At 72.4% G+C, this 25325-nt stretch carries 22 protein-coding genes; 15 read left to right on the top strand and 7 right to left on the bottom strand.

The features are described from left to right. Nucleotides 1-25 precede the first annotated feature (25 nt). Complete coding sequence (locus U5C87_RS14445; protein ID WP_330473233.1) at nucleotides 26-961, bottom strand: aldo/keto reductase; 936 nt, start codon at nucleotides 959-961, stop codon at nucleotides 26-28. A gap of 75 nt (nucleotides 962-1036) precedes the next feature. Here U5C87_RS14445 and U5C87_RS14450 point away from each other — a divergent pair, with 75 nt between their 5' ends. Both U5C87_RS14450 and U5C87_RS14455 read left to right on the top strand, forming a co-directional pair. Continuing rightward, on the top strand, nucleotides 1037-2149 hold the full coding sequence (locus tag U5C87_RS14450; protein ID WP_330473234.1) for an LLM class F420-dependent oxidoreductase: 1113 nt from the start codon (nucleotides 1037-1039) through the stop codon (nucleotides 2147-2149). A gap of 141 nt (nucleotides 2150-2290) precedes the next feature. Further along, nucleotides 2291-3151 (top strand): undecaprenyl-diphosphate phosphatase, encoded by an 861-nt coding sequence (locus tag U5C87_RS14455; RefSeq protein ID WP_330473235.1) that lies wholly within the window; start codon nucleotides 2291-2293, stop codon nucleotides 3149-3151. A gap of 99 nt (nucleotides 3152-3250) precedes the next feature. Here U5C87_RS14455 and corA read toward each other — a convergent pair whose 3' ends face one another. After that, a complete protein-coding gene (gene corA / locus U5C87_RS14460) occupies nucleotides 3251-4252 on the bottom strand; it encodes a magnesium/cobalt transporter CorA (RefSeq protein WP_330473236.1) in 1002 nt (333 codons plus the stop codon). A 90-nt stretch (nucleotides 4253-4342) separates the two neighbouring features. On the opposite strand from corA, the gene U5C87_RS14465 reads away from it, so the two are divergent. The 4 genes from U5C87_RS14465 (at nucleotide 4343) to mshC (ending at nucleotide 7743) form a co-directional block, all read left to right on the top strand. Further along, nucleotides 4343-5074, top strand: a complete 732-nt coding sequence (locus U5C87_RS14465; protein ID WP_330473237.1) for an MSMEG_4193 family putative phosphomutase — start codon at nucleotides 4343-4345, stop codon at nucleotides 5072-5074. 10 nt (nucleotides 5075-5084) lie between these two features. After that, nucleotides 5085-5630, top strand: a complete 546-nt coding sequence (locus U5C87_RS14470) for a DUF3090 domain-containing protein (protein ID WP_330473238.1) — start codon at nucleotides 5085-5087, stop codon at nucleotides 5628-5630. Beyond that, the gene (locus tag U5C87_RS14475; protein ID WP_330473239.1) at nucleotides 5614-6423 is read left to right on the top strand and encodes an SCO1664 family protein; all 810 of its coding nucleotides are present in this window, start codon (nucleotides 5614-5616) and stop codon (nucleotides 6421-6423) included. Before U5C87_RS14470 ends, U5C87_RS14475 begins: the two co-directional genes overlap by 17 nt. Before the next feature lie 63 nt (nucleotides 6424-6486). Beyond that, nucleotides 6487-7743, top strand: coding sequence for a cysteine--1-D-myo-inosityl 2-amino-2-deoxy-alpha-D-glucopyranoside ligase (mshC, locus tag U5C87_RS14480; RefSeq protein WP_330473240.1), 1257 nt, complete (start codon nucleotides 6487-6489; stop codon nucleotides 7741-7743). A 123-nt stretch (nucleotides 7744-7866) separates the two neighbouring features. Here the strand turns inward: mshC and U5C87_RS14485 are convergent, their stop codons facing one another. Continuing rightward, entirely contained in the window at nucleotides 7867-8721 is an 855-nt protein-coding gene (locus U5C87_RS14485; RefSeq protein ID WP_330473241.1) for a PAC2 family protein, read from the bottom strand. 285 nt (nucleotides 8722-9006) lie between these two features. On the opposite strand from U5C87_RS14485, the gene metH reads away from it, so the two are divergent. Together metH and U5C87_RS14495 are read left to right on the top strand one after the other, a co-directional pair. Then, nucleotides 9007-12789 carry a methionine synthase gene (gene metH, locus U5C87_RS14490; protein WP_330473242.1) on the top strand — a complete coding sequence of 1261 codons (3783 nt, stop codon included), beginning with the start codon at nucleotides 9007-9009 and terminating at the stop codon, nucleotides 12787-12789. 4 nt (nucleotides 12790-12793) lie between these two features. Next, nucleotides 12794-13501: an HAD family hydrolase gene (locus tag U5C87_RS14495; RefSeq protein ID WP_330473243.1), complete on the top strand. Its 708-nt coding sequence runs from the start codon at nucleotides 12794-12796 to the stop codon at nucleotides 13499-13501. On the opposite strand, the gene U5C87_RS14500 is transcribed toward U5C87_RS14495, so the two are convergent. Then, on the bottom strand, nucleotides 13464-13979 hold the full coding sequence (locus U5C87_RS14500; RefSeq protein ID WP_330473244.1) for an SRPBCC family protein: 516 nt from the start codon (nucleotides 13977-13979) through the stop codon (nucleotides 13464-13466). The genes U5C87_RS14495 and U5C87_RS14500 overlap by 38 nt on opposite strands. A gap of 74 nt (nucleotides 13980-14053) precedes the next feature. Next, entirely contained in the window at nucleotides 14054-14869 is an 816-nt protein-coding gene (locus U5C87_RS14505; protein ID WP_330473245.1) for a LysR substrate-binding domain-containing protein, read from the bottom strand. Nucleotides 14870-14993: 124 nt separating this feature from the next. Between U5C87_RS14505 and U5C87_RS14510 the strand changes: the two genes are divergently transcribed. Both U5C87_RS14510 and U5C87_RS14515 read left to right on the top strand, forming a co-directional pair. After that, nucleotides 14994-15365 (top strand): DUF5997 family protein, encoded by a 372-nt coding sequence (locus tag U5C87_RS14510; RefSeq protein WP_330473246.1) that lies wholly within the window; start codon nucleotides 14994-14996, stop codon nucleotides 15363-15365. 79 nt (nucleotides 15366-15444) lie between these two features. Then, nucleotides 15445-16881, top strand: a complete 1437-nt coding sequence (locus U5C87_RS14515; protein ID WP_330473247.1) for a carboxylesterase/lipase family protein — start codon at nucleotides 15445-15447, stop codon at nucleotides 16879-16881. Between the two features lie 19 nt (nucleotides 16882-16900). Here U5C87_RS14515 and U5C87_RS14520 read toward each other — a convergent pair whose 3' ends face one another. Further along, a complete protein-coding gene (locus U5C87_RS14520; RefSeq protein ID WP_330473248.1) occupies nucleotides 16901-18253 on the bottom strand; it encodes an aminotransferase-like domain-containing protein in 1353 nt (450 codons plus the stop codon). 60 nt (nucleotides 18254-18313) lie between these two features. On the opposite strand from U5C87_RS14520, the gene U5C87_RS14525 reads away from it, so the two are divergent. Further along, nucleotides 18314-19813 (top strand): CoA-acylating methylmalonate-semialdehyde dehydrogenase, encoded by a 1500-nt coding sequence (locus tag U5C87_RS14525; protein ID WP_330473249.1) that lies wholly within the window; start codon nucleotides 18314-18316, stop codon nucleotides 19811-19813. A gap of 13 nt (nucleotides 19814-19826) precedes the next feature. Beyond that, nucleotides 19827-21206: an aspartate aminotransferase family protein gene (locus U5C87_RS14530; RefSeq protein WP_330473250.1), complete on the top strand. Its 1380-nt coding sequence runs from the start codon at nucleotides 19827-19829 to the stop codon at nucleotides 21204-21206. Nucleotides 21207-21299: 93 nt separating this feature from the next. On the opposite strand, the gene U5C87_RS14535 is transcribed toward U5C87_RS14530, so the two are convergent. Beyond that, on the bottom strand, nucleotides 21300-22139 hold the full coding sequence (locus tag U5C87_RS14535; RefSeq protein WP_330473251.1) for a RecB family exonuclease: 840 nt from the start codon (nucleotides 22137-22139) through the stop codon (nucleotides 21300-21302). A 105-nt stretch (nucleotides 22140-22244) separates the two neighbouring features. Here U5C87_RS14535 and U5C87_RS14540 point away from each other — a divergent pair, with 105 nt between their 5' ends. From U5C87_RS14540 to U5C87_RS14550, 3 genes are all read left to right on the top strand, one after another. Next, nucleotides 22245-23390, top strand: a complete 1146-nt coding sequence (locus U5C87_RS14540) for a site-2 protease family protein (RefSeq protein WP_330473252.1) — start codon at nucleotides 22245-22247, stop codon at nucleotides 23388-23390. A gap of 238 nt (nucleotides 23391-23628) precedes the next feature. After that, nucleotides 23629-24156 carry a single-stranded DNA-binding protein gene (locus U5C87_RS14545; protein ID WP_330473253.1) on the top strand — a complete coding sequence of 176 codons (528 nt, stop codon included), beginning with the start codon at nucleotides 23629-23631 and terminating at the stop codon, nucleotides 24154-24156. An 11-nt stretch (nucleotides 24157-24167) separates the two neighbouring features. Beyond that, a complete protein-coding gene (locus tag U5C87_RS14550; RefSeq protein WP_330473254.1) occupies nucleotides 24168-25280 on the top strand; it encodes a tRNA (adenine-N1)-methyltransferase in 1113 nt (370 codons plus the stop codon). Nucleotides 25281-25325: the final 45 nt, after the last annotated feature.

The raw sequence follows: 25325 nt of genomic DNA on the forward strand, positions 1-25325 counted from the left end.
GTTCCGAGCGCGAAGCGGTCCTGCGCTAGGCGGAGACGTCGTCCAGGGCCGCGACGATCTCCGACGGCAACGTCAGCTCGAGGCTCGCGATCGCCGACCGCAGCTGGGCCGAGGTCCGGGCGCCGACGATGGGGGCCGCGACGCCGGGGCGGTCCCGCACCCAGGCCAGCGCCACCTCAGACGGTTTGGCGGCCAGACCGCGGGCCGCCATCGCCACCGCGTCGGCCACCCGGGTCGTCTGCTCGTCGAGGAAACGCTCGGCGAAACCGGGGAAGTCCGCCGACGCCGCGCGCGACCCCGACGGGATGCCGTTGCGGTACTTGCCGGTGAGCACGCCTCGTCCCAGCGGCGACCAGGGCATCAGCCCGAAACCCAGCGACGTCGCGGCCTGCGTGACCTCCTGCTCAGGCACACGGCATACCAAGGAGTACTCGATCTCGTTGGCCACCAAGGGGATCCGGGCGGACTCGAGCAGGCTGAAGGCGCGCGCCGACTGCCAGCCGGAGTAGTTGGAGACGCCGACGTAGCGCGCACGGCCCGACGCGGCGGCCCACTCCAACGCGGACAGCGTCTCGGACAGCGGGACGTCGTCGGACCACGTGTGCACGAGCCAGAGGTCAACGTGGTCGGTGCCCAGCCGCTGCAGCGACGTCTCGAGCTGCGACATCAGCCCTCGGCGCGACACGTCGACCCGTCGCTCGCCGCCCGCCCGCGAGATGCCCGCCTTGGTGCAGATGACGAGGTCGTCGCGCGGCACCGTCCCGGCCAGCAGGCCGCCGAGGATCGTCTCGGCGTCGCCGCCGCCGTAGCCGTATGCCGTGTCGACGAGGTTGCCGCCCGCCTCGACGAACGCGCGCAGGTGGTCACCGGCCTCGTGGCGGTCGACGGAGTTGCCCCAGAGCATGGTCCCGAGTGCCAGTGGGGTGACCGAGAGACCGGACGAGCCGAGACGCCTGCGCATGTCACGAACGGTAGTGGGCGACGCCGCACCGCGAGCGACCGGCACGACGAGGGTGACGCCGATAGCCTGCCCCGCATGAGGATCGGTGTGAATCTCGGCTACTGGGGACGCGGCACGACCGGAGCGGACCAGGTGGCGGTCGCGCAGGCCGCCGACCGGCTCGGCTACGACAGCGTGTGGGTCGCGGAAGCATACGGCTCCGACAGCCCGTCGATGCTCGCGTGGATCGGCGCGCTGACCGAGCACGTCGGCCTCGGGTCCGCCGTGATGCAGATCCCGGGGCGCACGCCGGCCATGACGGCGATGACCGCCGCGACGATCGACACGATGTCGGGTGGGCGATTCCGGCTCGGGCTCGGCGTGTCGGGTCCGCAGGTGAGCGAGGGCTGGCACGGGGTGCCGTTCCGCAGCCCCCTCGGTCGCACCCGCGACTACGTCGAGATCGTCCGCGCGGCGCTGCGGCGCGACACCGTGACGCACGCCGGACCGCACTACCCGCTGCCGCTGCCCGACGGCCCGGGCAAGCCGCTCAAGCTGTCCGCGCGTCCGGTGCGCCCCGACGTGCCCGTCTACCTCGCCGCGGTGGGGCCGAAGAACCTCGAGCTGACCGGCGAGATTGCCGACGGGTGGCTCGCCATCTTCTTCAGCCCGGAGCACGCCGGCGACCTGCTTTCGACGCTCGAGACCGGTCGGCGCAAGGGAGGCCGCGGCCCGGTCGACGCGCCGATGACGGGTTTCGACGTCGTGGCGACCACGCCCGTCGTGCTCGTCGACGACGTCGAGGCGGCTGCCGACCACGTGCGGGACTACTGCGCGCTCTACATCGGCGGCATGGGCTCGCGTGAGCAGAACTTCTACAACCAGCTCGCCTGTCGGATGGGGTTCGAGGAGGACGCGGCCCGCATCCAGGACCTCTACCTCGCCGGACGCCACCGCGAGGCCGCGGCCGCCGTGCCGCTGGAGTTCATCGACGAGACCGCCCTGCTCGGCTCGCCACAGCGCGTGGCCCGGCGGCTCGGGCGCTACGAGGAAGCCGGGGTGACGACGCTCGCCGTCGCCGTCGGAGGCGGCATGTCGCGCGACCAGGCCGTGGCGACCCTGCACGTCGTGGCCGGGATCGCCGGGCTCGAGGCACCCGTGGACGCGCCCGCCGACGCGCCTGGACGTGGCACCCCGGACGTTCCCTGAGACTTCTCCTGCCCGTCCCCGTCCCGGACGGCTCCCAGTCGGCGTTGTGGATAGGGTGCGACATTGTGCCCAGCGGCCGCGGACCCGACAGGGTCGGCGGTCTCGTCCCGTCCCTCCTGCGCAGAAGGCCCACCCTGACCCATGGCTGACCTCAGCTACCTGGACGCCGTCATCCTCGGCGTCGTCGAAGGCCTCACCGAGTACCTCCCGGTCTCCTCGACCGGCCACCTGACCATCACCGAGAAGCTGCTCGGCCTCGAGGTGAACGACCCGGCCGTCACGGCCTACACCGCCGTCATCCAGCTCGGGGCCATCGCGGCGACGCTGCTCTACTTCTTCCGCGACATCGTGCGGTTCGCGGTGGCGTGGTTCCGTGGCCTGGGCTCGGCCGAGGCACGCCACGACCCCGACTACGGGCTGGCCTGGGCCGTCGTCATCGGCTCGATCCCGGTCGGCATCGTCGGCTTCCTCGCCCGCGACGTCATCTCCGGTGCGCTCCGCAGCCTGTGGGTCGTCGCGGTCGCCCTGCTCCTGTGGAGCGTCGTCATGGTCGTCGCGGAGCGCGTCTACGCCCGCTACGACGCACGCGGCGTGCTGCGCGGTGAGCACTCGGTGCGCCCGATCGACGGTCTGGTCATCGGCCTCGTGCAGTGCTTCTCGCTCATCCCCGGCGTCTCGCGCTCGGGCGCCACGATCTCGGCCGGCATCGCCCGCGGCATCGACCGCGTCACGGCCACGCGACTCAGCTTCTTCCTGGCGATCCCGGCCCTGACGGCCGCCGGACTGTTCCAGGCCGTGGAGGAGAAGGACGGCCTCTCGGCCCTCGGCATCGGCCCGGTCCTCGTCGGACTCGTCGTGGCCTTCGTCGTGGCCTACGCCTCCATCGCGTGGCTGCTGCGCTTCGTCGCGAGCAACACCCTGCTGCCCTTCGTCTGGTACCGCGTCGGCCTCGGCATCCTGCTGGCCGGCGTGCTCGGGGCCGGGCTCGTCAGCGCGACCTGACCGCAGCCCGCCCGGCCGCCGCACAGCGGCGCGCCATTGGCGCAGACCGGACGGCCGGCCCCCCATGCGGGGGCCGGCCGTCTCGTCGTCGAGGAGCCGCTACAGCCAGCCCGACCGCTTGAAGGCCCGGTAGAGGCCGACGCACGCGGTGGCCATGACCGCGAGCACGAGGAAGTAGCCGTACTGGAACTCGCCGGTCCCGAGGTGGATGCTCGCCGTCAGCTCGGGCATGTGCTCGAAGTTCATGCCGTAGATGCCCGCGATCATCGTCGGCACCGCCGCGATGGCGACCCACGCGGAGATCCGGCGCATGTCCTCGTTCTGCTTGACCGAGACGCTCGCGAGGTGGGCGGACAGGACGTCGGTCAGCAGCCGGTCGTAGGACTCGACGTGGTCGTTGACGAGGCGAAGGTGGTCGGCGACGTCCCGGAAGAAGGGCAGCATCTCCTCGGTCAGGCCCCGGCCGCGGGCCCGCTCCATGAACTGCGTCAGGGTGTCGGCGAGCGGCTGGCTGGCGCGCCGGAACTCGAGGACCTCGCGCTTGAGCCGGTAGATCGTGTTGGCGTCGCCGCCCTCGTTGGAGGCGAAGACCTGCTCCTCGATCTGCTCGAGGTCCTTACGCACCTCGCGGTCGACGACGAGGTAGTTGTCGACGACCGAGTCCATGACCGCGTGCAGCACCGTCATGGCGCCGTGGCCCAGGCGCTCGGGCTCGGTCTCGAGACGCTGGCGCACGCCCGCAAGCGGGTTGCCCTCGCCGTGCCGGACGGTGACGACGAAACGGTCGCCGATGAAGAGCATGACCTCGCCGGTCTCGATGTCGCTCGTCGCCTCGATGTAGCGCAGTGTCTTCAGCACGACGAACACCGACGACTCGTACTTCTCGATCTTGGCGCGCTGGTGACCGTTGACGGCGTCCTCGACGGCGAGGGGGTGCAGGTGCAGCTCCTCGTTGACGAGCTCGAACTCCGCGTCCGTCGGGTCCTTGAGCCCGATCCAGAGGAACCCGTCCTGGGTCAGGCGCAGCACGTCGAGCTCGTCGCTGAGGTCGCCGCAGCCCTGCCGCCGGCCGTTGCGGTAGATGGCCTTGTCCACGATCACGCCACTACTTCACCACGTCCGCCGTCCGGCGTCGTGCACCACGGGCGTACGCCGGAGGTGGCGTCGCGTCCGCGGGCTAGGGTGGCGCTCGTGCCCACCGTCCTGTTCGTGCGCCACGGGCGCTCCACGTCCAACACCGCCGGCACCCTGGCCGGCTGGATGCCCGGGGTCTTCCTCGACGAGACCGGCGAGGCGCAGGCCGCCGCCGTCGGGCAGCGGATCGCCGCAGCGGTGCTGCCCGTCGTCGAGGTGGTCAGCTCGCCGCTCGACCGCTGCGTGCAGACGGCCGACCTGCTGGCGGCGCCGCTGCCGTCCCACGTCGCCCGCAGCGTCCACGCCGGGCTGGGGGAGTGCCGCTACGGCGCCTGGACCGGGCGGCCCATCGCGGAGCTCGCCAAGGAGGAGCTCTGGAAGGTCGTGCAGGACCGGCCCAGCGAGGCGCGCTTCCCGGACTCCGCGGCATACCCCGCCGAGTCGATGGTCGAGATGCAGGACCGGGCGCTGCGCGCCGTCCGCGAGATCGACGCGCGGATCCTCGAGACGCACGGCAAGGACGCGGTCTGGGTCGCCGTGTCGCACGGCGACGTCATCAAGTCGATCCTGTCGCACGCCACGGGCGCCCACCTCGACGACTTCCAGCGGATCAACGTCGACCCCGCATCGGTCAGCGTCGTGCGCTACACCAGCCGCAAGCCGTTCGTGCTGCGGCTCAACGACGTCGGGGGAGACCTGACCGGCCTGCGTCCGCCGGAGAAGCCGGCGGCCGACGACGGCGACGCCGTCGTGGGCGGGGGCGCCGGGACACCGGACCCCGTCGGATAGGGTCGAACGCATGACGGTCCAGGACTTCGATCCCGCTGACCGGTTCGTCGCCGGGACGGTCGGCCCCGCCGGCCAGCGGGCCTTCTACCTCCAGGCGAGCACCGGCCCACTGGTCGTGACCGTGGGGGTCGAGAAGCAGCAGGTTTCTATCCTCGCCGACCGCGTCAACGACGTGCTCGACCAGCTCGCACCCGCCGCGGCGGCCGAGCCCGGCGAGCCCGGAGGCGCCCCCGAGGACACCGACCCGCTGCAGACGCCCTTCGACGAGGACTGGAAGGTGCAGACCCTGTCGCTCGCGTGGGACGAGGACGCGCAGAAGCTCGTCATCGAGTGCCACGACCACGATCCCGACGAGGTCGACGAGGACGCCGACGACGAGGTGGGACCGCTCGGGCGCAACTCCCTGCGGGTGGCCCTGACCCCCGCTGAGGCCCGCGCCTTCGCCCGACGCAGCAGCGCGCTCGTCGCTGCCGGCCGGCCACCGTGCCCGTTCTGCGGCAACCCGCTCGACCCCACGGGCCACATCTGCCCGCGGGCCAATGGCTACAAGCGCTGACGGGACTCCGTCGTCGGTCGACCTGACCGGCGAGATCGAGGTCCTCGGGCGCATCACCGACTCCTCGAACCTCGCTGTCGTCGCGCGGGTCTCGACGCTGCCCGGCGGCCACGTCATCTACAAGCCGGTCCGCGGCGAGCGCCCGCTCTGGGACTTTCCCGAGGGCACGCTCGCCGGCCGCGAGGTGGCGGCGCACGTCGTGTCCGAGCTCGGTGGCTGGGAGGTCGTGCCGCCGACCGTCATGCGTGACGGGCCGCTCGGCCCGGGGTCGGTGCAGCTGTGGATCGGCGACCCGTTCGACCCCGTGGCCGACGACGTCGTCGTCGACCTCGTGCCCGAGGGGCGCACCCCGTCCGGGTGGCGCGCCGTGTTCGACGGGGAGACGCCCGGCGGGTCGGCCGTGACCGTCGTGCACTCGGGCGCCGACGACGTGCGCTCGCTCGCGGTGCTCGACGCCGCCCTCAACAACTCCGACCGCAAGGGCTCGCACTGCCTGCGCGACAGTGAGGGCCGCCTCTGGGCCATCGACCACGGCGTGACGTTCTCGCCCACGCCCAAGCTGCGCACCGTGCTCTGGGGCTGGGCGGGTGAGCCGCTCGCGGAGCGGGACGTCGAGCGGCTGACCCGGCTGCGGCGGGCGCTCGAGGACGACACGGCTCTCGACCGCCTCCTCGCGCTGCTGCCCGAGGACGACGTCGAGGCGCTCGCGCTGCGCGTGGTGGCGCTCCTCGAGCGGGGCGTCCACCCCTTCCCGAGCCCCGACTGGCCGTCCGTGCCGTGGCCGCCGCTCTGACCCGTTGTCGCTGCGGTTCGGACCCGTCCGGAGGGGCCGCCTGAGCCGGGATAGAGTCTGCGCGTGAGAAGTTGGCCGATGCCGTTCATCCCCAAGGTCCCCGGCCGCGCACCCGAGGTGCGGGTCCGCGACACGGCATCCGGCGAGCTGGTCCCCGCCGCCCGCGGTGATCTCGTGACCCTCTACGTCTGCGGCATCACGCCGTACGACGCGACGCACATGGGGCACGCCGCGACGTACGTGACCTTCGACCTGCTCGGCCGTGTGCTGCGCGACAGCGGCCACCAGGTGCGCTACGTCCAGAACATCACCGACATCGACGACCCGCTGCTCGAGCGTGCGGAGCGCGACGCCGTCGACTGGCGTGACCTCGCCACGCGGGAGATCGCGCTGTTCCGTGAGGACATGACGGCGCTCGCCGTCATCCCGCCCGACGAGTACCTCGGGGCCGTCGAGAGCATTCCCACCTTCGTGAGCCCCATCGAGAAGCTCGTCGCCGACGGCTGGGCGTATGCCGTGCCGGCACCCGACGCATCCCGGCCGGGTGCGCAGGACTTCTACTTCGACGTCAGCCGTGACCCGCGCTTCGGCTCCGTGAGCCACCTCGACGAGGCCGGCATGCTCGAGGTCTTCGCCGAGCGGGGCGGCGACCCCTACCGCGAGGGCAAGCGGAACCGTCTCGACGCCCTGCTGTGGCGGGCGCATCGCGAGGGCGAGCCCGAGTGGGACGGCGGGGAGCTCGGCTCCGGACGCCCCGGCTGGCACATCGAGTGCGCGTGCATCGCCCTCGACCACCTCGGCCTGCCCGTCGACGTCCAGGGCGGCGGCACCGACCTCGTCTTCCCGCACCACGAGATGAGCTCGGCCCACGGCCGTGCCCTCAGCGGGTCGGGGTCCTTCGCCGGGTCCTTCGTGCACCAGGGCATGGTCGGCCTCGACGGCGAGAAGATGAGCAAGAGCAAGGGCAACCTCGTGCTCGTGTCACAGCTGCGCCGTGACGGTGTGGACCCGATGGCCATCCGGCTGGCCCTGCTCGCGCGCCACCACGCCCACGACTGGATGTGGACCCACGACCAGCTCCTCGAGGCCCAGCAGCGTCTCGAGACCTGGCGCGAGGCCCTCTCGGGCAACGGCGGACCGGTCGCCGACCAGACCGTCGACGACATCCGGGCAGCCTTGGCCGACGACCTCGACAGCCCGCGGGCCCTCGAGGCGGTCGACCGCTGGGCCAGCCAGTCGCTGAGCCGCGGCGGGGACGACCCGGGCGCGCCGGGCGTGCTCGGCCGCGCCCTCGACGCCCTCCTCGGCATCCGGATCTAGCCCCCAGCCGCGGCCGCACCCCGCTCACCGCCTGCAACCGAACGCAGCGTTCGGTCTCGAACGCGCTGGTCCAACAGTGAGTTCGCGACCGAACGCTGCGTTCGGTCTGTGGAGCGGGGTGGGTCAGCGTCCGGTCTGGTCGTCGTCGCGGCCGCGCAGGTAGCGCTCGAACTCACGCGCGATCGCGTCACCGCTCGCCTCGGGGAGCTCTGCGGTGTCCTGCGCCTCCTCGAGGGACTGGACGTACTCTGCGACCTCCTCGTCGGACTGCGCGAGCTCGTCGACGCCGCGCTCCCAGGCGCGGGCGTTCTCCTCGAGCTCGCCGTGCGGCACCGTGACGCCGAGCAGCGACTCGATGCGGCGCAGCAGGCTGAGGGTGGCCTTGGGCGACGGAGCGCCACCCGCGTAGTGCGGCACGGCCGCCCAGGCAGAGACCGTCGGGATCCCTGAGTCGGTGGCCGCGTGGCTGAGCACTCCGACGATGCCGGTCGGGCCCTCGTAGCGCGACGCCTCGACGTCGAACCGGTGGATGGCCGCCTCGTCCTCCGCGGTGGCCGTGACCGGGATCGGGCGGGTGTGCGGCACGTCGGCGAGCAGCGCGCCGACGGTGACGATGGTCGTGACGCCGAACCGCTCGGCGAGCTCGAGCAGCTCGATGGAGAAGGCGCGCCAGCGCATCGAGGGCTCGATGCCCTGCACGAGCACGACGTCGCGGTCGAGACCGGTCTCTGTGGCGACGAGGATGCGCGTCGTCGGCCACGTCAGGGTGCGGCGGCCGTCCTCGAGGGAGACGCGGGGACGGTTGACCTGGAAGTCGTAGTACTCCTCGGGGTCGAAGGCCGCGACGACCTCGGCGTCCCAGACCTCGGCGAGGTGACGGACCGCGCTCGTGGCGGCCTCACCCGCGTCGTTCCAGCCCTCGAAGGCCGCGATGAGCACCGGGTCGTTCAGCTCCGGCACGTCCTCGAACTCCAGCACCTTGTCTCCTTCACCGTGGCCGCGGTCGCGTCCACCCCTCCAGCCTAGGACCTGCCGGAGCCGTTGCACCGGACTCCCGACGGGCGCGTCCGGGCGCACGCGGACTCACCCGGGTACGGACGGTGACGCCGCACCGCGGCCACCCCACGGCATACGACGGCGTATGCCGTGTGGTCGCGCCAGGTGCCCGCAGTGCGGGCGGCGACGCGGCGCCGGTGGCGGGTCCGTAGAATCGGGCCGGTCCCGTCACTCGGCACGAGACCCGTGCCGCCGAGAGGAGCCACGTTGTCCCAGTCGCTGCAGCGACCCGACGCCACCGAGAGCCTGACCGCCACGCTCGGCCAGCGCATCATGATCCTCGACGGCGCCATGGGCACGGCCATCCAGCGCGACCGGCCCGACGAGGCCGGCTACCGCGGCGAGCGCTTCGCCGACTGGCCGAGCGACGTCCAGGGGAACAACGACCTGCTGACGTTGACCGCGCCCGAGATCATCGCCGGCATCCACCGGGAGTACCTCGAGGCCGGCGCCGACATCATCGAGACCAACACCTTCAACGCCAACGCGATCTCGCTGTCCGACTACGGCATGGAGGAGCTCGCCTTCGAGCTCAACTTCGAGGCGGCGGCACTGGCCCGGCGCGAGGCCGACGCGATGACGGCGCGCACCCCCGACCGGCCCCGCTACGTCGCGGGCGCGCTCGGGCCGACGACGCGTACGGCCTCGATCTCACCGGACGTCAATGACCCCGGCGCACGCAACGTCTCCTACGACGAGCTCGTCGCGGCCTACCTCGAGGCCGCGCGCGGCCTCGTCGACGGCGGCAGCGACCTCATATTCATCGAGACGATCTTCGACACGCTCAACGCCAAGGCCGCCATCTTCGCCGTCGAGACCCTCTTCGAGGAGCAGGGCCGGCGCTGGCCCGTCGTCGTGTCCGGCACCATCACCGACGCCTCCGGGCGCACCCTCTCGGGACAGGTGACCGAGGCGTTCTGGGACTCGGTCCGCCACGTCTCGCCGCTCGCCGTCGGCCTCAACTGCGCGCTGGGCGCCAAGGACATGCGGCCCTACATTGCCGAGATGTCGCGCCTCGCGGACTCGTTCGTCTCCTGCTACCCGAACGCCGGTCTGCCGAACGCCTTCGGCGAGTACGACGAGGCCCCCGACGAGACGGCCGGCATCGTCGGCGAGTTCGCCGAGGCGGGCCTGGTCAACCTCGTGGGCGGCTGCTGCGGCACGACGCCGGAGCACATCGCGGCGATCGCGCGGGCGGTCGACGGCAAGCCGGCCCGCGAGCCCTCCACGGTGACCCCGGCCATGCGCCTGTCCGGGCTCGAGCCGTTCACCATCACCGAGGACAGCCTCTTCGTCAACGTCGGCGAGCGCACCAACATCACCGGCTCCGCGCGCTTCCGCAAGCTCATCAAGGACGGCGACTACGACACCGCCCTGTCGGTCGCTGCGCAGCAGGTCGAGAGCGGCGCCCAGGTCATCGACGTCAACATGGACGAGGGCATGATCGACGGGGTCGCGGCCATGGACCGCTTCCTCAAGCTCGTCGCGAGCGAGCCCGACATCAGCCGGGTGCCGGTCATGGTCGACTCCTCCAAGTGGGAGGTCATCGAGGCCGGCCTCAAGTGCGTGCAGGGCAAGGCCATCGTCAACTCGATCTCCCTCAAGGAGGGTGAGGAGCCGTTCCTGCGACAGGCCCGGCTCGTGCGCAAGTACGGCGCAGCCGCGGTCGTCATGGCCTTCGACGAGGACGGCCAGGCCGACTCGCTCGAGCGCCGCAAGCAGATCTGCTCACGGGCCTACCGCCTCCTCACCGAGGAGGTCGGCTTCCCGGCCGAGGACATCATCTTCGACCCCAACGTCTTCGCCGTCGCGACCGGCATCGAGGAGCACGCCTCCTACGGCCTGGACTTCATCGAGGCCACGCGCTGGATCAAGGAGAACCTCCCGGGCGCCAAGGTGTCCGGAGGCATCTCCAACGTCTCGTTCAGCTTCCGCGGCAACAACCCGGTGCGCGAGGCGATCCACGCCGTCTTCCTCTACCACGCGATCTCCGCAGGCCTCGACATGGGCATCGTCAACGCCGGCGCCCTCGCCGTCTACGACGAGGTCGACCCCGAGCTGCGCGAGCGCATCGAGGACGTCATCCTCAACCGTCGACCCGACGCGGCCGAGCGGCTGCTCGAGATCGCCGAGGAGTACAACAAGGTCGGCCAGGCCGCCGAGGTCAGCGAGGAGGAGTGGCGCGCCCTGCCGATCGGCGAACGCATCACCCACTCCCTCGTCAAGGGCATCGACGCGCACGTCGAGGCCGACACCGAGCTGCTCCGCGCCGAGATCGCCGAGCGCGGTGGACGACCCATCGAGGTCATCGAGGGTCCGCTCATGGACGGCATGAACGTCGTCGGTGACCTCTTCGGCGCCGGCAAGATGTTCCTCCCGCAGGTGGTCAAGAGCGCCCGCGTCATGAAGAAGGCCGTCGCCTACCTGATCCCGTTCATCGAGAAGGAGAAGGCGGACAACCCCGAGCTGGCCACCGCCAAGGACACCAACGGCACCATCGTCATGGCGACGGTCAAGGGCGACGTGCACGACATCGGCAAGAACATCGTCGGCGTGGTCCTCCAGTGCAACAACTACGAGGTCATCGACCTCGGCGTCATGGTGCCGGCCCAGAAGATCCTCGACGCGGCCAAGGAGCACGACGCCGACATCATCGGACTGTCCGGCCTCATCACGCCCTCGCTCGACGAGATGGTCAGCTTCGCCGCCGAGATGCAGCGGCAGGGCCTCACCATCCCGCTGCTCATCGGCGGAGCGACGACCTCGCGCGCCCACACGGCGGTCAAGGTGGACCAGCGCTACGACGGGCCGGTCGTCTGGGTCAAGGACGCCTCGCGCTCCGTGCCGACGGCCGCCGCGCTCCTCAGCGACGAGCTGCGGCCCAAGCTGCTGGCCCAGGTCAAGGAGGACTACGACTCGCTCCGGGCCCGTCACGCCGGCAAGGCGGACCGGCCGCTGCTCACCCTCGAGCAGGCCCGCGAGCGCCGCACCCCCGTCGACTGGTCCGGCTACCGGCCGCCCCACCCGCACTTCCTGCTCCAACAGGACCACGACGTCTCGTCGATCACGCGGTCGCACCGGATCTCCCAGCACGTCAAGGTGTTCCGCAACTACCCGCTGGGCGAGCTGCGCCGCTACATCGACTGGCAGCCCTTCTTCAACGCGTGGGAGATGAAGGGCAGCTTCCCCGACATCCTCAACAACCCGGCGAGCGGTCAGGCCGCGCGCAAGCTCTACGACGACGCGCAGGCCATGCTCGACCGCATCGTCGAGGAGCGCTGGCTCACCGCCAACGGTGTCATCGGCTTCTTCCCCGCGAACTCCGTCGGCGACGACGTCGAGGTCTACCTCGACGACGCCCGCACCGAGCCGCTCACCGTCCTGCACCACCTGCGCCAGCAGGGTGAGCACCGCGCCGGCGTGCCGAACCGGTCGCTCGCCGACTACGTCGCCCCCAAGGGGACCAAGGACTGGGTCGGTGGCTTCGCGGTCACGGCCGGGCTGGGCTCTGGGGAACGCGTCGCCGCGTTCAGGGCGGAGCTCGACGACTACAACGCGATCCTGCTCGAGTCGCTCGCCGACCGTCTGGCCGAGGCCTTCGCCGAGCGGATGCACGAGCGGGTCCGCAAGGAGTTCTGGGGCTACGCGCCCGACGAGCACCTCGACAACGTCGCGCTCATCAAGGAGCAGTACGCCGGGATCCGCCCGGCCCCGGGCTACCCGGCGTGCCCCGAGCACACCGAGAAGGAGACGCTCTGGCGCCTGCTCGACGTCGAGGCCAACACCGGCATCACGCTCACGGAGAGCATGGCGATGGCCCCCGGCGCGTCCGTCAGCGGCTGGTACCTGTCGCACCCGCAGGCGCAGTACTTCGTCGTCGGCCGGCTCGGCCGCGACCAGGTGCAGGACTACGCCGACCGCAAGGGCTGGACGCTCGCCGAGGCCGAGCGCTGGCTGTCCTCGAATCTCGCCTACGACCCGGAGGACTGACCCGGTGACCCTCTCGCACACCTCGGAGACCGACGTCGTGGTCCCGGCCCTGCCCGCAGCCGTGCTGTGGGACATGGACGGCACGCTCGTCGACACCGAGCCCTACTGGATCCAGGCGGAGCACGAGCTCGTCGCGGCCCACGGCGGCGAGTGGAACGACGAGTACGCCCACCAGCTCGTCGGCAACGCCCTCGAGGTCTCGGCGCAGCTGATCATCGACAAGTCCGGGATCTCCCTGACGGTCCCCGAGATCATCGACGCCCTGCTCCAGCGCGTCATCGCCCAGGTCGAGCGGCGCGTGCCGTGGCGTCCAGGGGCGCGCGAGCTGCTGCTCGAGCTGGGCACGCTCGGGGTGCCGTCGCTGCTCGTGACCATGTCGTGGCGCGCCCTCGCCGACATGGTCGTGCAGCGCCTCCCGGAGGGGGCCTTCGACCACCTCGTGACGGGTGACGAGGTGAGCCACGGCAAGCCCCACCCGGAGCCCTACCTCGCAGCTGCGCGCCTCGTCGGGGTCGACCCGGCCGACTGCATCGCCATCGAGGACTCGCCGGCGGGCGTGCGCTCCGCGACGGCCGCGGGGGTCCCGACGATCGCGATCCCGCACGTCGTCCCCGTGCCGCCCATCGACGGCGCGGTGCACATCGACACCCTCGCGGGAGTCGGCGCCGCCGACCTCACGAGGATCGTGTCGAGCGTGCGGTCTGCTCGCTGAGGCGAGCCAGCGTCAGCAGCTGACGACGCATCATCACGAGGTCGCCCCAGGCGAGGGCGGTGGAGCGCGTACGGGCGAGGGCCGACCGAGGCCGGGGGAGCGCGATGTCGCCGCGGAGCGTCGTGCGCGCGCCCACGCCCTCGGTGGGACCGTTGGCCAGCGGCACCGTCTGGTAGACGAGCGGCAGGCGCCCGAAGAGGCGTATGCCGGCCGGCTCGGTGATCTCGAGGGCGACCATCTCGTGGGGCACCCAGTCGACGAGCGTGAAGATCGACGCGAAACGCTGTCCTAGCTCGAGCCTCTCCAGGCCCGGCGTCAGGGAGCGCGGGCTGCGGCGGCCGAGGTTGTCCAGCAGGTCGTAGCTGTACGGCGCCACCCTCAGCTGGCACACCCAGCGGAAGACGACGTGCGGCTGGGCCTGCACGGTGACGGCCCGGCTCACGACCGGGCCGTCGTGACCGACCAGGCGTGCCGGCATACGTGATTCGCCGAACTCTCCCCAACGCCAAGGCAGCTCGGCTCGCGGAGCCAGGGCGCTGGGAGGGGAGCCGGTCACCGGCGGCCCCTGCGGCGGGAGGCACCCCCGCGCGGGGCGCCCTTGCGACCGGCGGGCTGGCCACGTCGGGGAGCGGGGTGCTTCGCACGCCCGGGTGACGTCTCGCGTCCTCCCGACGTGGCGGCAGGAGCAGCCTTGGGGGACGCGTCCGCGCCGCCCCCTCGGGTGCTGCGCTCGGTGCGGCCCCGGACGATGCCGATGAAGCCCTCGATGCGGGGGTCCTCGTCGTCGGTGCGCCAGGCGAGGCCGATGCGCGACGGCGCGACCCCGGTCACGGGACGGTGCACGACGTCCTTGCGGTGGTGCAGGCGCGCGACCGACATCGGCAAGACGACGATGCCGGAGCCGGTCGCCACGACCGAGACGGCCTGCTTCGTCGTCATGGGCGGCATCGCCGACGACCGCTCACGAGCCTCGGCGGTCGCCACGGCGAGCCACTCCGGCACCGAGGCGGGGTCCTGCATGAGCACCTCGTCCGCGAGGTCGGCGACGTCGACCTCGTCGACCGCCGAGACGAGGTGCTCCTTGGCCACGACGACGACCGGGACCTCCTCGTAGAGGGGGATGACGTGCAGGCCCTCACGGTCGACGGGCAGGCGCACGAGCGCCATCGAGGCGCTGCCGTCCCGCAGGTGGGCCACCGCCTCGGCCTCGTCGACGGGGGCCAGGTCGAGGACGGTGTCCGGCAGCCGCTGCAGCCAGGTACGACGCCACTTGTCCGGCGTCACCCCGGGCACGAACTCGACCCGGAAGGCCGTGCCGTCGCGGGCGACCCCGTCGGTCTGGCCGTCCACCGCTGCGTCGTCCGTCACCGTCCGAGCGTAGAGGACGTCGCAGGGGCCGACGGCGACGCGGCAGCGACGCCGGGCCGGGCCGGGCGCCCGGCACGACGACGGGGTGGCGCGCAGGGGTCCGGGGGCGCCCTAGGCTTGCCCCATGCCGAAGCCGCAGACCATGAAGCCCCAGACGGCCGCGAAGAAGCTCGGCGTCCTGCTGGCCGAGACTCCCGCCGAGTTCCAGGAGGGCGTCGTGAGCCGCGACGAGCTCAACGCCCTGCAGGCCGAGCCGCCGGAGTGGCTCTCGAACCTTCGCCGCAACGGCCCGCACACCCGCCAGGAGACGGCACGTCGCCTCGGCATCTCCAACTCGGGCCTGACCCGCAGCGGCATCGGCGAGCACCTGACGACGGATGAGATCAAGGCCGTGCTCGACGAGATGCCCGACTGGCTCGTGGCCGAGCGCGACATCCTCGCGCAGGTCCGCGCCGAGGAGGCGCGTCTCAAGGCGCGCGACGCCGAGCGCGCCTGAGCCACGCCGCCCTCGCATCCGCTGAGGGCCACGGGAAACCGGCTGGCACGGCCGCGGCCGCGGCGACGACACTGCTCGGGTGGACGTCGAGGTCGCCGGTGGGGTCGTGCGTGGCAGGAGCGAGGGCGGGCTCGCCGTCTTCCGCGGGATCCCGTATGCCGCGCCGCCCGTCCCGTTCTCGGCGCCGCGTCCCGTCCGCGCCTGGGACGGCGTGCGGGAGGCCACGGCCTTCGGGCCGCCGCCGCCGCAGTCCGGGTCGTTCGGGATGGACACCCTCGGCGACGCGGGCGACGAGTGGCTGACCGTCAACGTGTGGTCGCCCGACCTGGGCGGCAGGTTCCCGGTCATGGTGTGGGTGCAGGGCGGCGCGTACGCGTTCGGCACGTCCGGCCTCCCCGAGTACGACGGCAGCACGCTGGCCCGCGCAGGCGTCGTCCTCGTGACCTTCAACTACCGCGTCGGTCTCGAGGGCTTCGGCCACGTCGAGGGGATGCCCGCCAACCGTGGCCTGCTCGACCAGGTCGCCCTCCTCGAGTGGGTCCGCGACAACATCGGCGCCTTCGGCGGTGACCCCGCGCGGGTCACTCTCTTCGGCCAGTCCGCGGGTGGCGGGTCGGTGGGGGCGCTGCTCGCCATGCCCCGGGCCGCGGGTCTGTTCCAGCGGGCCGTCGCGCAGAGCGTGCCCGGCACCTTCTTCACCCCGGCGCTCGCGGCCGACATCGCGAGGGAGTGCGCCGCGGAGCTGGGCGTGGAGCCCGCCGACCTGCCCTCGGTGGACCCCCGGCTGCTTCCCGCGGCCGGTGACGCCGTCTCGGCACGGCTGGGACAGCTGACCCGTCGGTGGGGGCCGACGGCACACGCCCAGGTGCTCTTCGCCCCGGTCGTCGACGGGGACGTGCTGCCCACGACGCCGTGGCAGGGCCTCACGGGTCGGGTGGAGCTCATGGTCGGGCACACGCGCGAGGAGCAGCGGCTGCTCACGGCCCTCACCGGGATGCTCGGCGAGGTCTCGCCGGCGCAGGCCGTGGAGACCGCCGAGGTCTTCGGGCCCGACCCGGAGCGCTACCGCCGCGCCTTCCCGGACCCCGAGGAGCTGTACGAGGTGGTGCGCTCGGACTGGCTCTTCCGGATGCCGTCGCTCAAGCTCGCCGAGGCGCAGCTCGCGGCCGGCGGGCGGGTGCACCTCTACGAGCTGACCTGGCCGGCGCCCGGCATGGGCGGGGTGCTCGGCGCCTGCCACGGTCTCGACGTGCCCCTGGTGTTCGGCAACCTCACCGCGGGACAGCCCGCCCTGCTGATCGGCGAGCCCGGCCCGGAGGCTGAGGAGCTGTCGCGGCAGATGCGCGAGGCCTGGACCTCGTTCGCGCGCGACGGGGACCCCCGCTGGCCGGGCTTCGAGACCGGCACGACTCGTCTGTTCGGTGGCGAGCCCGCGGTCGGGGAGTACCCCGAGAAGGTGTCGCGGGAGATCTGGACCCGAGCGCCCGAGGTGCTGGACCTGCCCCGGACGCCCTGAGGGTGCGGTAGCCGGGGTGTCACCGGTGCTGCGCGGTCCACGCCCCCGCGGTCGCGGCCTCGGCGATGAGGTCGGCCACCTCGGCGTGGTTCTCGCGGACGAGTCCCGTGGTGACCCGGACGTGGCCGGCGGGGCCTGCCGGGTGCTCGACCGAGAACGGCGACCCGGGCGTCACGGCGAGCCCCTGGCTCGCCAGCCGGAGCACTGCTGCGGCCTCGTCACGCACGGGCACCCAGATGTTGAGGCCGTCGGTGCCCGGCACGTCGATGTCGTGCGTCGCGAGGCGATCCACGACGAGCTCGCGCCGCCGGGCGTACTCGCCGCGCGCCGCAGCAGTGCGCCTGGCGCACTCGTCGTCACGCAGGAGGCCGGCAAGCACCCGTTGCAGCAGTCGGCTCGTCCAGCCCTGACCGATCGCCCGGGCGTGACGCACGGGCGCGAGCAGCGCCGCCGGACCGCTCATCGCGGCGATGCGCAGGTCGGGACCGTGCGACTTGCTGAAGCTGCGGATGTGCAGCACCTGGTCCGGGATCCAGGCTCCGAGGCTGATCGCCGCGGACGTCGAGATGGGTCCGCTCGAGTCGTCCTCGACGACGATGCAGTCGTGCCCGCGCAGCAGCGCGGCCAGGCGGCGCGCGCGGGTGGGCGACATCGACACCCCGGTCGGGTTCTGGCCACGAGGCTGGAGGACGACCGCTGCCGGTCGCCTCGGAAGGAGCTCCTCGACCCGGTCGAGGTCGAGGCCGGTCTCGTCGAGCGGCACCCCCACGACCTCGACCCCCCGGTCCTCGAGCAGGTCGAGCAGCGGTGGGAAGCCGGGGTTCTCGACGAGCACGAGGTCGCCGGGACGCAGGAGGGTGCGGGAGACCAGGTCCAGCGCGTCCATGGCGCCGTCGACGACGAGGAGCTCCTCGGCGGCATACGGCCAGTCCTCGACTAGCACGGCGCGCAGCTCGTCGAGCACGGGGTCGTCGAGGTAGCTGCTGGGGGTCGCGGGCTCGGACAGGCCCGAGAGCACAGGCACGACGGGCGGCAGCAGGGCGCCGTCGGGGATGCCGGTCGAGAGGTCGAGGCTCACGGGGGAGTCGTGGCGCAGCGCCCGGGTGTAGCGCTCGCCGCCGCGTGCAGTGGGGGCGACCGTCGTGCCGCGCCGACCGTCCGAGCGGATCGTCCCCGACCGCGCGAGCAGCTGCCACGCCGCGCTCACCGTGGTGGGCGACATCATCAGCTCCTCGGCCACCCGCCGGATCGGGGGCAGCTGGTCACCGGGCTGCAGCGCCGCATCGCGGATGGCTCGGGACACCGCCTGGGCCAAGCCCTTGGCGGTCGGGGCGTCGAGACGCTCCTCGAGGGCTGAGATGACGGCGCGCATCTTCGTAACATAGCAATCGACACTTTGTGTGGGGTAGTGGTGGCACGTAGCGTGGGCGGCATGACGACCCAGGCTGTGACCATCGACCACTGGATCTCGGGCGCGCGCGTGCCCGGCGCCTCAGGCCGGACCGCTCCGGTGCACGACCCCGCGACGGGGCGCGTGACGGGGGAGGTGTCGCTCGCGTCGGCCACCGAGGTCGACGCCGCCGTCAAGACGGCGGTCGCAGCGGCCCGCGACTGGCGCACGAGCTCGCTGTCGAAGCGGGCGGCCGTGCTCTTCGCCTTCCGGGAGCTGCTCCACACCCGCACCGACGAGCTCGCCGCGATCGTGACGGCAGAGCACGGCAAGGTCCTCTCGGACGCCGTCGGCGAGATCGCGCGGGGCCTCGAGAACGTCGAGTTCGCCACGGGCGTGCCGCAGCTGCTCAAGGGCGGCTTCTCCGAGCAGGCCGCGAGCGGCGTCGACGTCTACAGCATCCGCCAGCCGCTCGGCGTCGTCGCCGGCATCACGCCGTTCAACTTCCCCGTCATGGTGCCGCTCTGGATGTGTGCCAACGCCATCGCCTGCGGCAACGCGTTCGTCCTCAAGCCCAGCGAGAAGGACCCGTCCGCCTCGCTCTTCCTCGCCGAGCTCTGGAAGGAGGCCGGTCTGCCCGACGGCGTCTTCACCGTGGTGCACGGCGACAAGGAGGCCGTCGACGCGCTGCTCGACCACGACGACGTCGCCGCGGTCAGCTTCGTCGGCTCGACGCCGATCGCGAAGTACATCTACGAGCGCGGGACCGCCAACGGCAAGCGCGTGCAGGCGCTCGGCGGGGCGAAGAACCACGCTCTCGTGCTGCCCGACGCCGACGTCGACATGGCCGCAGACGCCATCGTGTCGGCCGCCTACGGCGCGGCCGGCGAACGCTGCATGGCGCTGTCGGTCGCCGTGGCCGTCGGTGGGGTCGGCGACGAGCTCGTCGCGGCGATCTCGTCCCGGCTGCCCAAGCTGACCGTCGGCCCCGGCGCCGACGAGGGCACCGACATGGGGCCGCTCATCACGGCCGAGCACCGCGACAAGGTCGCCGGCTACGTCGCCGCCGGCGCCGAGGCGGGGGCGACCGTCGTCGTCGACGGACGTGAGCAGGAGGTCCCGCAGGACGGCTTCTTCCTCGGTATGACGCTGCTCGACGACGTGACGCCCGACATGACGGTCTACCGCGACGAGATCTTCGGACCGGTCCTGTCCGTGGTCCGTGTCGACACCTACGACGAGGGCCTCGCGCTCATCAACAACAACCAGTACGCCAACGGCACCGCGATCTTCACCCGCGACGGCGGCGCCGCCCGGAGGTTCCAGAACGAGGTCGAGGTGGGCATGGTCGGCATCAACGTCCCCATCCCCGTCCCCGTCGCGTACTACTCGTTCGGCGGCTGGAAGGACTCGCTCTTCGGTGACACCCACATGTACGGGCCCGAGGGGATCAACTTCTACACGCGCGGCAAGGTCGTGACGCAGCGCTGGCCCGACCCCGCCACCTCGAGCGTCGACCTCGGTTTCCCGCGCACCCGCTGAGAGGACCCACGCCATGACCGACATCGACCACACCGTCGTCGCCGCCCGCCTCGAGGCCATGACCGGCGACGAGGTCCGCGCGCTCGACCGCGCCCACGTCTTCCACTCGTGGTCCGCTCAGGGCCTCATCGACCCGCTGCCCATCGCCCGGGCGGAGGGCTCCTACTTCTGGGACTACGACGGCAAGCGCTACCTCGACTTCAGCAGCCAGCTCGTCAACGTCAACATCGGCTACGGCCACCCCAAGGTCGTGGCCGCGATCCAGGAGCAGGCCGCCCGGCTCGCGACGATCCAGCCCGCCTTCGCCAACGACGCCCGCAGCGAGGCGGCGCGCCTCATCACGGAGGTCGCGCCCGAGGGCCTGTCGGCGGTGTTCTTCACCAACGGCGGGGCCGAGGCCAACGAGAACGCGATCCGGATGGCGCGTCTGCACACCGGCCGGCACAAGGTCCTCGCGACCTACCGCAGCTACCACGGCGCCACGGCCGGCTCGATCACCCTGACCGGCGACCCGCGGCGCTGGCCGTCCGAGCCGGGCATCGCCGGCGTGGTGCACTTCTGGGGCCCCTACACCTACCGGTCGGCGTTCCACTCCGAGACCGAGGAGCAGGAGCGCGACCGGGCGCTGCAGCACCTGCGCGACACGATCATGGTCGAGGGCGCCCACACGATCGCCGCGATCATCCTCGAGACCGTCGTCGGCACCAACGGCATCCTCGTCCCGCCGGACGGCTACCTGCAGGGCGTGCGCGACCTGTGCGACGAGCACGGCATCATGCTCATCGCCGACGAGGTCATGGCCGGCTTCGGCCGGTGCGGCGAGTGGTTCGCCGTCGACCACTGGGGCGTCCGACCCGACCTCATCACCTTCGCCAAGGGCGTCAACTCCGGCTATGTGCCGCTCGGCGGTGTCGTCATCTCCGACGAGATCCGGGCGACGTTCGACCAGCGCGCCTTCCCCGGCGGCCTGACCTACTCGGGCCACCCGCTGGCCTGCGCGTCGGCGGTCGCCTCGATCAACGCCTTCCACGAGGAGGGCATCATCGGCAACGCCCGCATGCTCGGCACCGACGTCATCGGGCCGCGGCTGCGCGAGATCGCGGCGAAGCACCCGAGCGTCGGCGACGTGCGCGGCCTCGGCGTCTTCTGGGCGGTCGAGCTGGTCCGGGACCGCGAGACCCGCGAGCCGCTGGTGCCCTACAACGCGGCAGGCGAGGCGGCCCGCCCGATGGCGGCCTTCGCCGCGGCGTGCAAGCAGCGCGGGCTGTGGCCGTTCACGCACTTCAACCGCACGCACGTCGTGCCCCCGTGCACGACGACGGCCGCCGAGGTCGAGGACGGTCTCGCGGTGCTCGACGAGGCGCTCTCGGTCGCGGACGAGTTCACCGTCTGAGAGCCGACCGGACGACATCGAGGACGTATGCCGCGTGGCCCGGCCGCACGGCATACGTCCTCGGTCGTCCGCGGGTCGTACGTGGCTCAGGCGTCAGGCGTCGAGCTCGACGACGCCCGTGACATTGGGGTCGACGGCGCGCTCGGCGGCATCGACGGGCAGGGGCGGGGGAGTGCCGCCCCAGGCCGGGCACAGCGCCCGGTGGTCGCACCAGTCGCAGAGCCGGCTCGGGCTGGGCCGCCAGTCGCCCGTGGTCGCCGCACGCTCGATGGCCTGCCACAGGGCCTTGACCTTGCGCTCGGTGCCGAGCAGGTCCTGCTCGTCCGGCTCGTAGGCGACGATCTCGCTGTTGCCGAGGTAGACCAGCTGCAGGCGCTTGGGCATGACGCCCCGCTGTCGCCACAGCACGAGCGCGTAGAACTTCATCTGGAAGAGCGCCTTGGCCTCGAAGTGCTCCGAGGGCGAGCGCCCGGTCTTGTAGTCGACGACGCGCATCGCGCCGCCCGGCGCCACGTCGAGGCGGTCGACGTAGCCGCGCAGGACCAGGCCGTCGATCTCGGTCTCGACGTAGAGCTCACGCTCGGCGGGCTCGAGACGGGTGGGGTCCTCGAGGCCGAACCACGTCTGCAGCAGGGTCGCCGCGCCGGCGAACCACTCGTCGGTGCGCCCGTCCTGCTCCGTGAGTAGGTCGAGCATCGCCGGCTCCTCGTCGGCGAGGCGCTCCCACTCCTGCGGCACGAGCCCCACCGCGGCCTCGATGGTGCGCTCGTGGGCCGGCAGGTCGAAGAGCCGCTCGAGGACGGCGTGCACGAGCGTGCCCCGCGCCGTGGCCTGGGTCGGAGGGGAGGGGAGCTTGTCGATGACGCGGAAGCGGTAGAGCAGCGGGCACGACATGAAGTCCGAGGCCCGACTGGGGGACAGCGCTGCAACCATGGGGCGACTGTATGCCGCTGCGGCGACACCGCCCCCGCGACGCCCACAGGCCACGCACGGGACCGGCACAGGGTGAGGCGTCGCGCAGGGCTTAGGCTCGGGTGCATGAGCACTCCCGTCCGCCCCTCCGCGGCCTACGGGTGGCGGATCGGCAGCCTCGCCGGGACACCGGTCTACCTCGGTCGGTCCTGGCCGGTCATCGCCGTGCTCATCGTCGTCGTCTTCGGGCCCAACCTCGCCCGCGCCGACCGCGGAGCCTCGTACGGCTACCTGCTCGCGGCCGGCTACGCCGTCCTGCTGCTCGTCTCCGTCCTCGTGCACGAGGCGGCCCACGCCCTGGCCGCGCGCTGGCGCGGTCACCCGGTCAGCCGGATCGTGGCTGACGTGTGGGGTGGGCACACGGTCTACGACTCGACCCGCAGCTCGCCCACCACGACCGCGATCGTCGCCGTCGTCGGTCCGCTGTCCAACCTCGTCCTCGCGGCGGTGGTGTGGGGCATCCGCTCCCTGACGACCAACGAGACGGCCCTGACGCTGCTCGGCATCGTCGCCGTCGCCAACCTGCTCGTGGGCCTGTTCAACCTGCTGCCGGGGCTCCCGCTCGACGGCGGCCAGATCGTCAGCGCGCTCGTGTGGCGCGCCACGGGCAGCAAGGGCCGTGGCCTCGTCGCGGCCGGCTGGCTCGGCCGGGTCGTCGCGGTGCTCACCGTCGTGTGGTTCGCCGTGCGGCCACTGGCCGAGGGACGACCGCCCCAGCTGTTCGACCTCGTGTGGCCGGTCGCGATCGCCTTCTTCCTCTGGCAAGGAGCGTCGGGCGCGGTCCGCGCCGGGCACATCCACGAGGCGACCGCGGGCCTCGCGACCGACGTGCTCGAGCCGCTGTCGCTCGTCGCCGGCACGGCCTCGGTCGCCCAGGTCGAGGCTGCGGTTGCCAGTGGCGCCTGGGTCGCTGCGGCGGACCCCGCCGGCTGGCCCCTCGGTGTCGTCGACGCCGACTCCGCCGCCGCGGTGCCGGCCGAGAGCCGTGGGCGCACGACCATCGCGTCGGTCACCGTCGCGCAGCCGGCCTCCTGGGTCATCGCGCTGCCCGGCGACGCCGTCCTGACCGAGCTCATCCGCGTCATGAGCGAGCGTGAGCTCTCCCTCGCCGTCGTCGTCGACGAGGTGACGCGCGACGTCCGCGGCCTGGCGAGCGCCGAGCACATCAACGCCGTCGTCGGGGCCGAGCTCTCCCGCCGCGGCCGCCGCTGACGCACCTCGGCCCTCTGCCACCGCGGGGTGGTGGGGTCGTCCCTCCACGGAGTCGTATGCCGTGTGCAGCCGCCCATCTCTCGCGGCGAGCGGCCGCCGTGGGTGCGGTTGCAACGCTGTCCACACCTCCCTCGGGCCCGGCGGCGCTGTCCACAGCCGCGCCGGAGGGGGCAGCGCCCGCCGCGTCCGCCCGACACGGTGGGTCCGTGGCCCGGCACGCGGGCCGGAGGGAGGCACCATGGCCGCGAGCCGGACCGCGACGAGCACGACGGGCGCGAGGAAGAGCACTGCGAGCGCGACGAGCGCGACGGGCGCGAGGAAGAGCGCGACGGGCGCGAGGAAGAGCACGACGGGCCCGACGGGCGGAACGAAGAGCACGACGGGCGCGAGCCAGGACGACACCGTCCCCGGGCGCAACGAGGTGGCCATCCGAGGCCGGCTAGCGGCCGAGGCCGAGGAGCGCGAGCTGCCGAGCGGCGACCACATCGCGGTGCTGCGTGTCGTGGTCCCTCGCGACGCCCCGGCCGGCCGGCGCCGCCCGGCCGTCGACGGCCCGAGGCGGGCGACGGTCGACACCATCGACGTCGTGTGCTGGACGGCAGCCGCGCGACGCACCGCGATGCGACTGCGGGCCGGTGACCTCGTCGAGCTCGAGGGCGCCCTGCGCCGCCGGTTCTTCGGCGGACCGGGCGGTCGGCAGAGCCGCTACGAGGTCGAGGCGTCGGCGCTGCGGAGGGTGTCCGGGGCAGGTCCCGCCGGCACCTAGACTGTGCTCCCATGACCGACGCCGAGCAGTCCTCCGCAGCGCAGTCCCACGTCCCGGGAGCGCACGACCGCCGCGGCGTCTTCGAGGTCGGCGAGCGCATCCAGCTGACCGACCCCAAGGGGCGCCTGCACACGATCACGCTCGAGCCCGGCCGCGAGTTCCACACGCATCGTGGGTTCCTGCGCCACGACGACCTCATCGGCTCTCCTGACGGCTCGGTCGTCACCAACACCGCCGGTGTGGAGTACCTCGCGCTGCGCCCGCTGCTCAGCGACTACGTCATGTCGATGCCGCGCGGCGCCGCGGTCGTCTACCCCAAGGACTCCGGTCAGATCGTCCAGATGGCCGACATCTTCCCCGGTGCGACCGTCGTCGAGGCCGGCGTCGGCAGCGGCGCCCTGTCCATGTCGCTCCTGCGCGCCATCGGTGAGCGCGGCCGGCTGCTGTCCTTCGAGCGACGCGAGGACTTCGCCGACATCGCCCGGGGCAACGGACGGGCCTTCTTCGGCGGTGACCACCCGGCGTGGACCGTCACGGTGGGCGACCTCGTCGAGTCCCTGCCGACCGTCGCCGAGCCGGGCACCGTCGACCGGGTCGTGCTCGACATGCTCGCGCCCTGGGAGTGCCTCGACGCCGTCTCCGACGCGCTCATCCCCGGCGGTGTGCTCATCTGCTACGTCGCCACGACCACCCAGCTGAGCCGCGTCGCCGAGGGCATCCGCGCCCACGGCGGCTTCACCGAGCCGTCCGCGTGGGAGTCCCTCGTGCGTGGCTGGCACCTCGAGGGCCTCGCCGTGCGCCCGCAGCACCGCATGCACGGGCACACCGGCTTCCTCATCACCACGCGCCGCCTCGCTCCCGGGGTCGTCCCGCCCGAGCGCAAGCGCCGCCCGGCCAAGGGCGCCTACGGCGACGCGGTCGACAACGGAGCCGCCGGCGGGGACCCGGTCGACACGCCCGGCGACGGTGCAGAGCGCCCGGCCGTGGTGCCCGGCTCCACCACCGCGACGGACATCCCGGCCGAGGCCTGGACGCCCGAGGCGCTCGGCGAACGCGTCAAGAGCGACAAGACGATCCGACGCGTACGACGATCACTGGCTGAAACGTCCGACGACATCGGCTGAGCCGGGGTTAGGGTCGAATCGTCACTATGTGCGAGTGACGGATTG

The sequence above is a fragment of the Terrabacter sp. C0L_2 genome (genome assembly GCF_036352015.1).
In the GTDB taxonomy this organism is placed as follows: domain Bacteria; phylum Actinomycetota; class Actinomycetes; order Actinomycetales; family Dermatophilaceae; genus Terrabacter; species Terrabacter tumescens.

What these genes read in the sequence shown, in the direction of transcription:
- U5C87_RS14525 (WP_330473249.1), top strand. Translation starts at nt 18,314, where the DNA reads ATGACGACCCAGGCTGTGACCATCGACCACTGGATCTCGGGCGCGCGC.
- U5C87_RS14455 (WP_330473235.1), top strand. Translation starts at nt 2,291, where the DNA reads ATGGCTGACCTCAGCTACCTGGACGCCGTCATCCTCGGCGTCGTCGAA.
- U5C87_RS14470 (WP_330473238.1), top strand. Translation starts at nt 5,085, where the DNA reads ATGACGGTCCAGGACTTCGATCCCGCTGACCGGTTCGTCGCCGGGACG.
- U5C87_RS14520 (WP_330473248.1), bottom strand. Translation starts at nt 18,253, where the DNA reads ATGCGCGCCGTCATCTCAGCCCTCGAGGAGCGTCTCGACGCCCCGACC.
- U5C87_RS14510 (WP_330473246.1), top strand. Translation starts at nt 14,994, where the DNA reads ATGCCGAAGCCGCAGACCATGAAGCCCCAGACGGCCGCGAAGAAGCTC.
- U5C87_RS14530 (WP_330473250.1), top strand. Translation starts at nt 19,827, where the DNA reads ATGACCGACATCGACCACACCGTCGTCGCCGCCCGCCTCGAGGCCATG.
- U5C87_RS14550 (WP_330473254.1), top strand. Translation starts at nt 24,168, where the DNA reads ATGACCGACGCCGAGCAGTCCTCCGCAGCGCAGTCCCACGTCCCGGGA.
- U5C87_RS14445 (WP_330473233.1), bottom strand. Translation starts at nt 961, where the DNA reads ATGCGCAGGCGTCTCGGCTCGTCCGGTCTCTCGGTCACCCCACTGGCA.
- U5C87_RS14535 (WP_330473251.1), bottom strand. Translation starts at nt 22,139, where the DNA reads ATGGTTGCAGCGCTGTCCCCCAGTCGGGCCTCGGACTTCATGTCGTGC.
- U5C87_RS14450 (WP_330473234.1), top strand. Translation starts at nt 1,037, where the DNA reads ATGAGGATCGGTGTGAATCTCGGCTACTGGGGACGCGGCACGACCGGA.
- U5C87_RS14545 (WP_330473253.1), top strand. Translation starts at nt 23,629, where the DNA reads ATGGCCGCGAGCCGGACCGCGACGAGCACGACGGGCGCGAGGAAGAGC.
- U5C87_RS14540 (WP_330473252.1), top strand. Translation starts at nt 22,245, where the DNA reads ATGAGCACTCCCGTCCGCCCCTCCGCGGCCTACGGGTGGCGGATCGGC.
- U5C87_RS14500 (WP_330473244.1), bottom strand. Translation starts at nt 13,979, where the DNA reads ATGCCGGCACGCCTGGTCGGTCACGACGGCCCGGTCGTGAGCCGGGCC.
- U5C87_RS14475 (WP_330473239.1), top strand. Translation starts at nt 5,614, where the DNA reads ATGGCTACAAGCGCTGACGGGACTCCGTCGTCGGTCGACCTGACCGGC.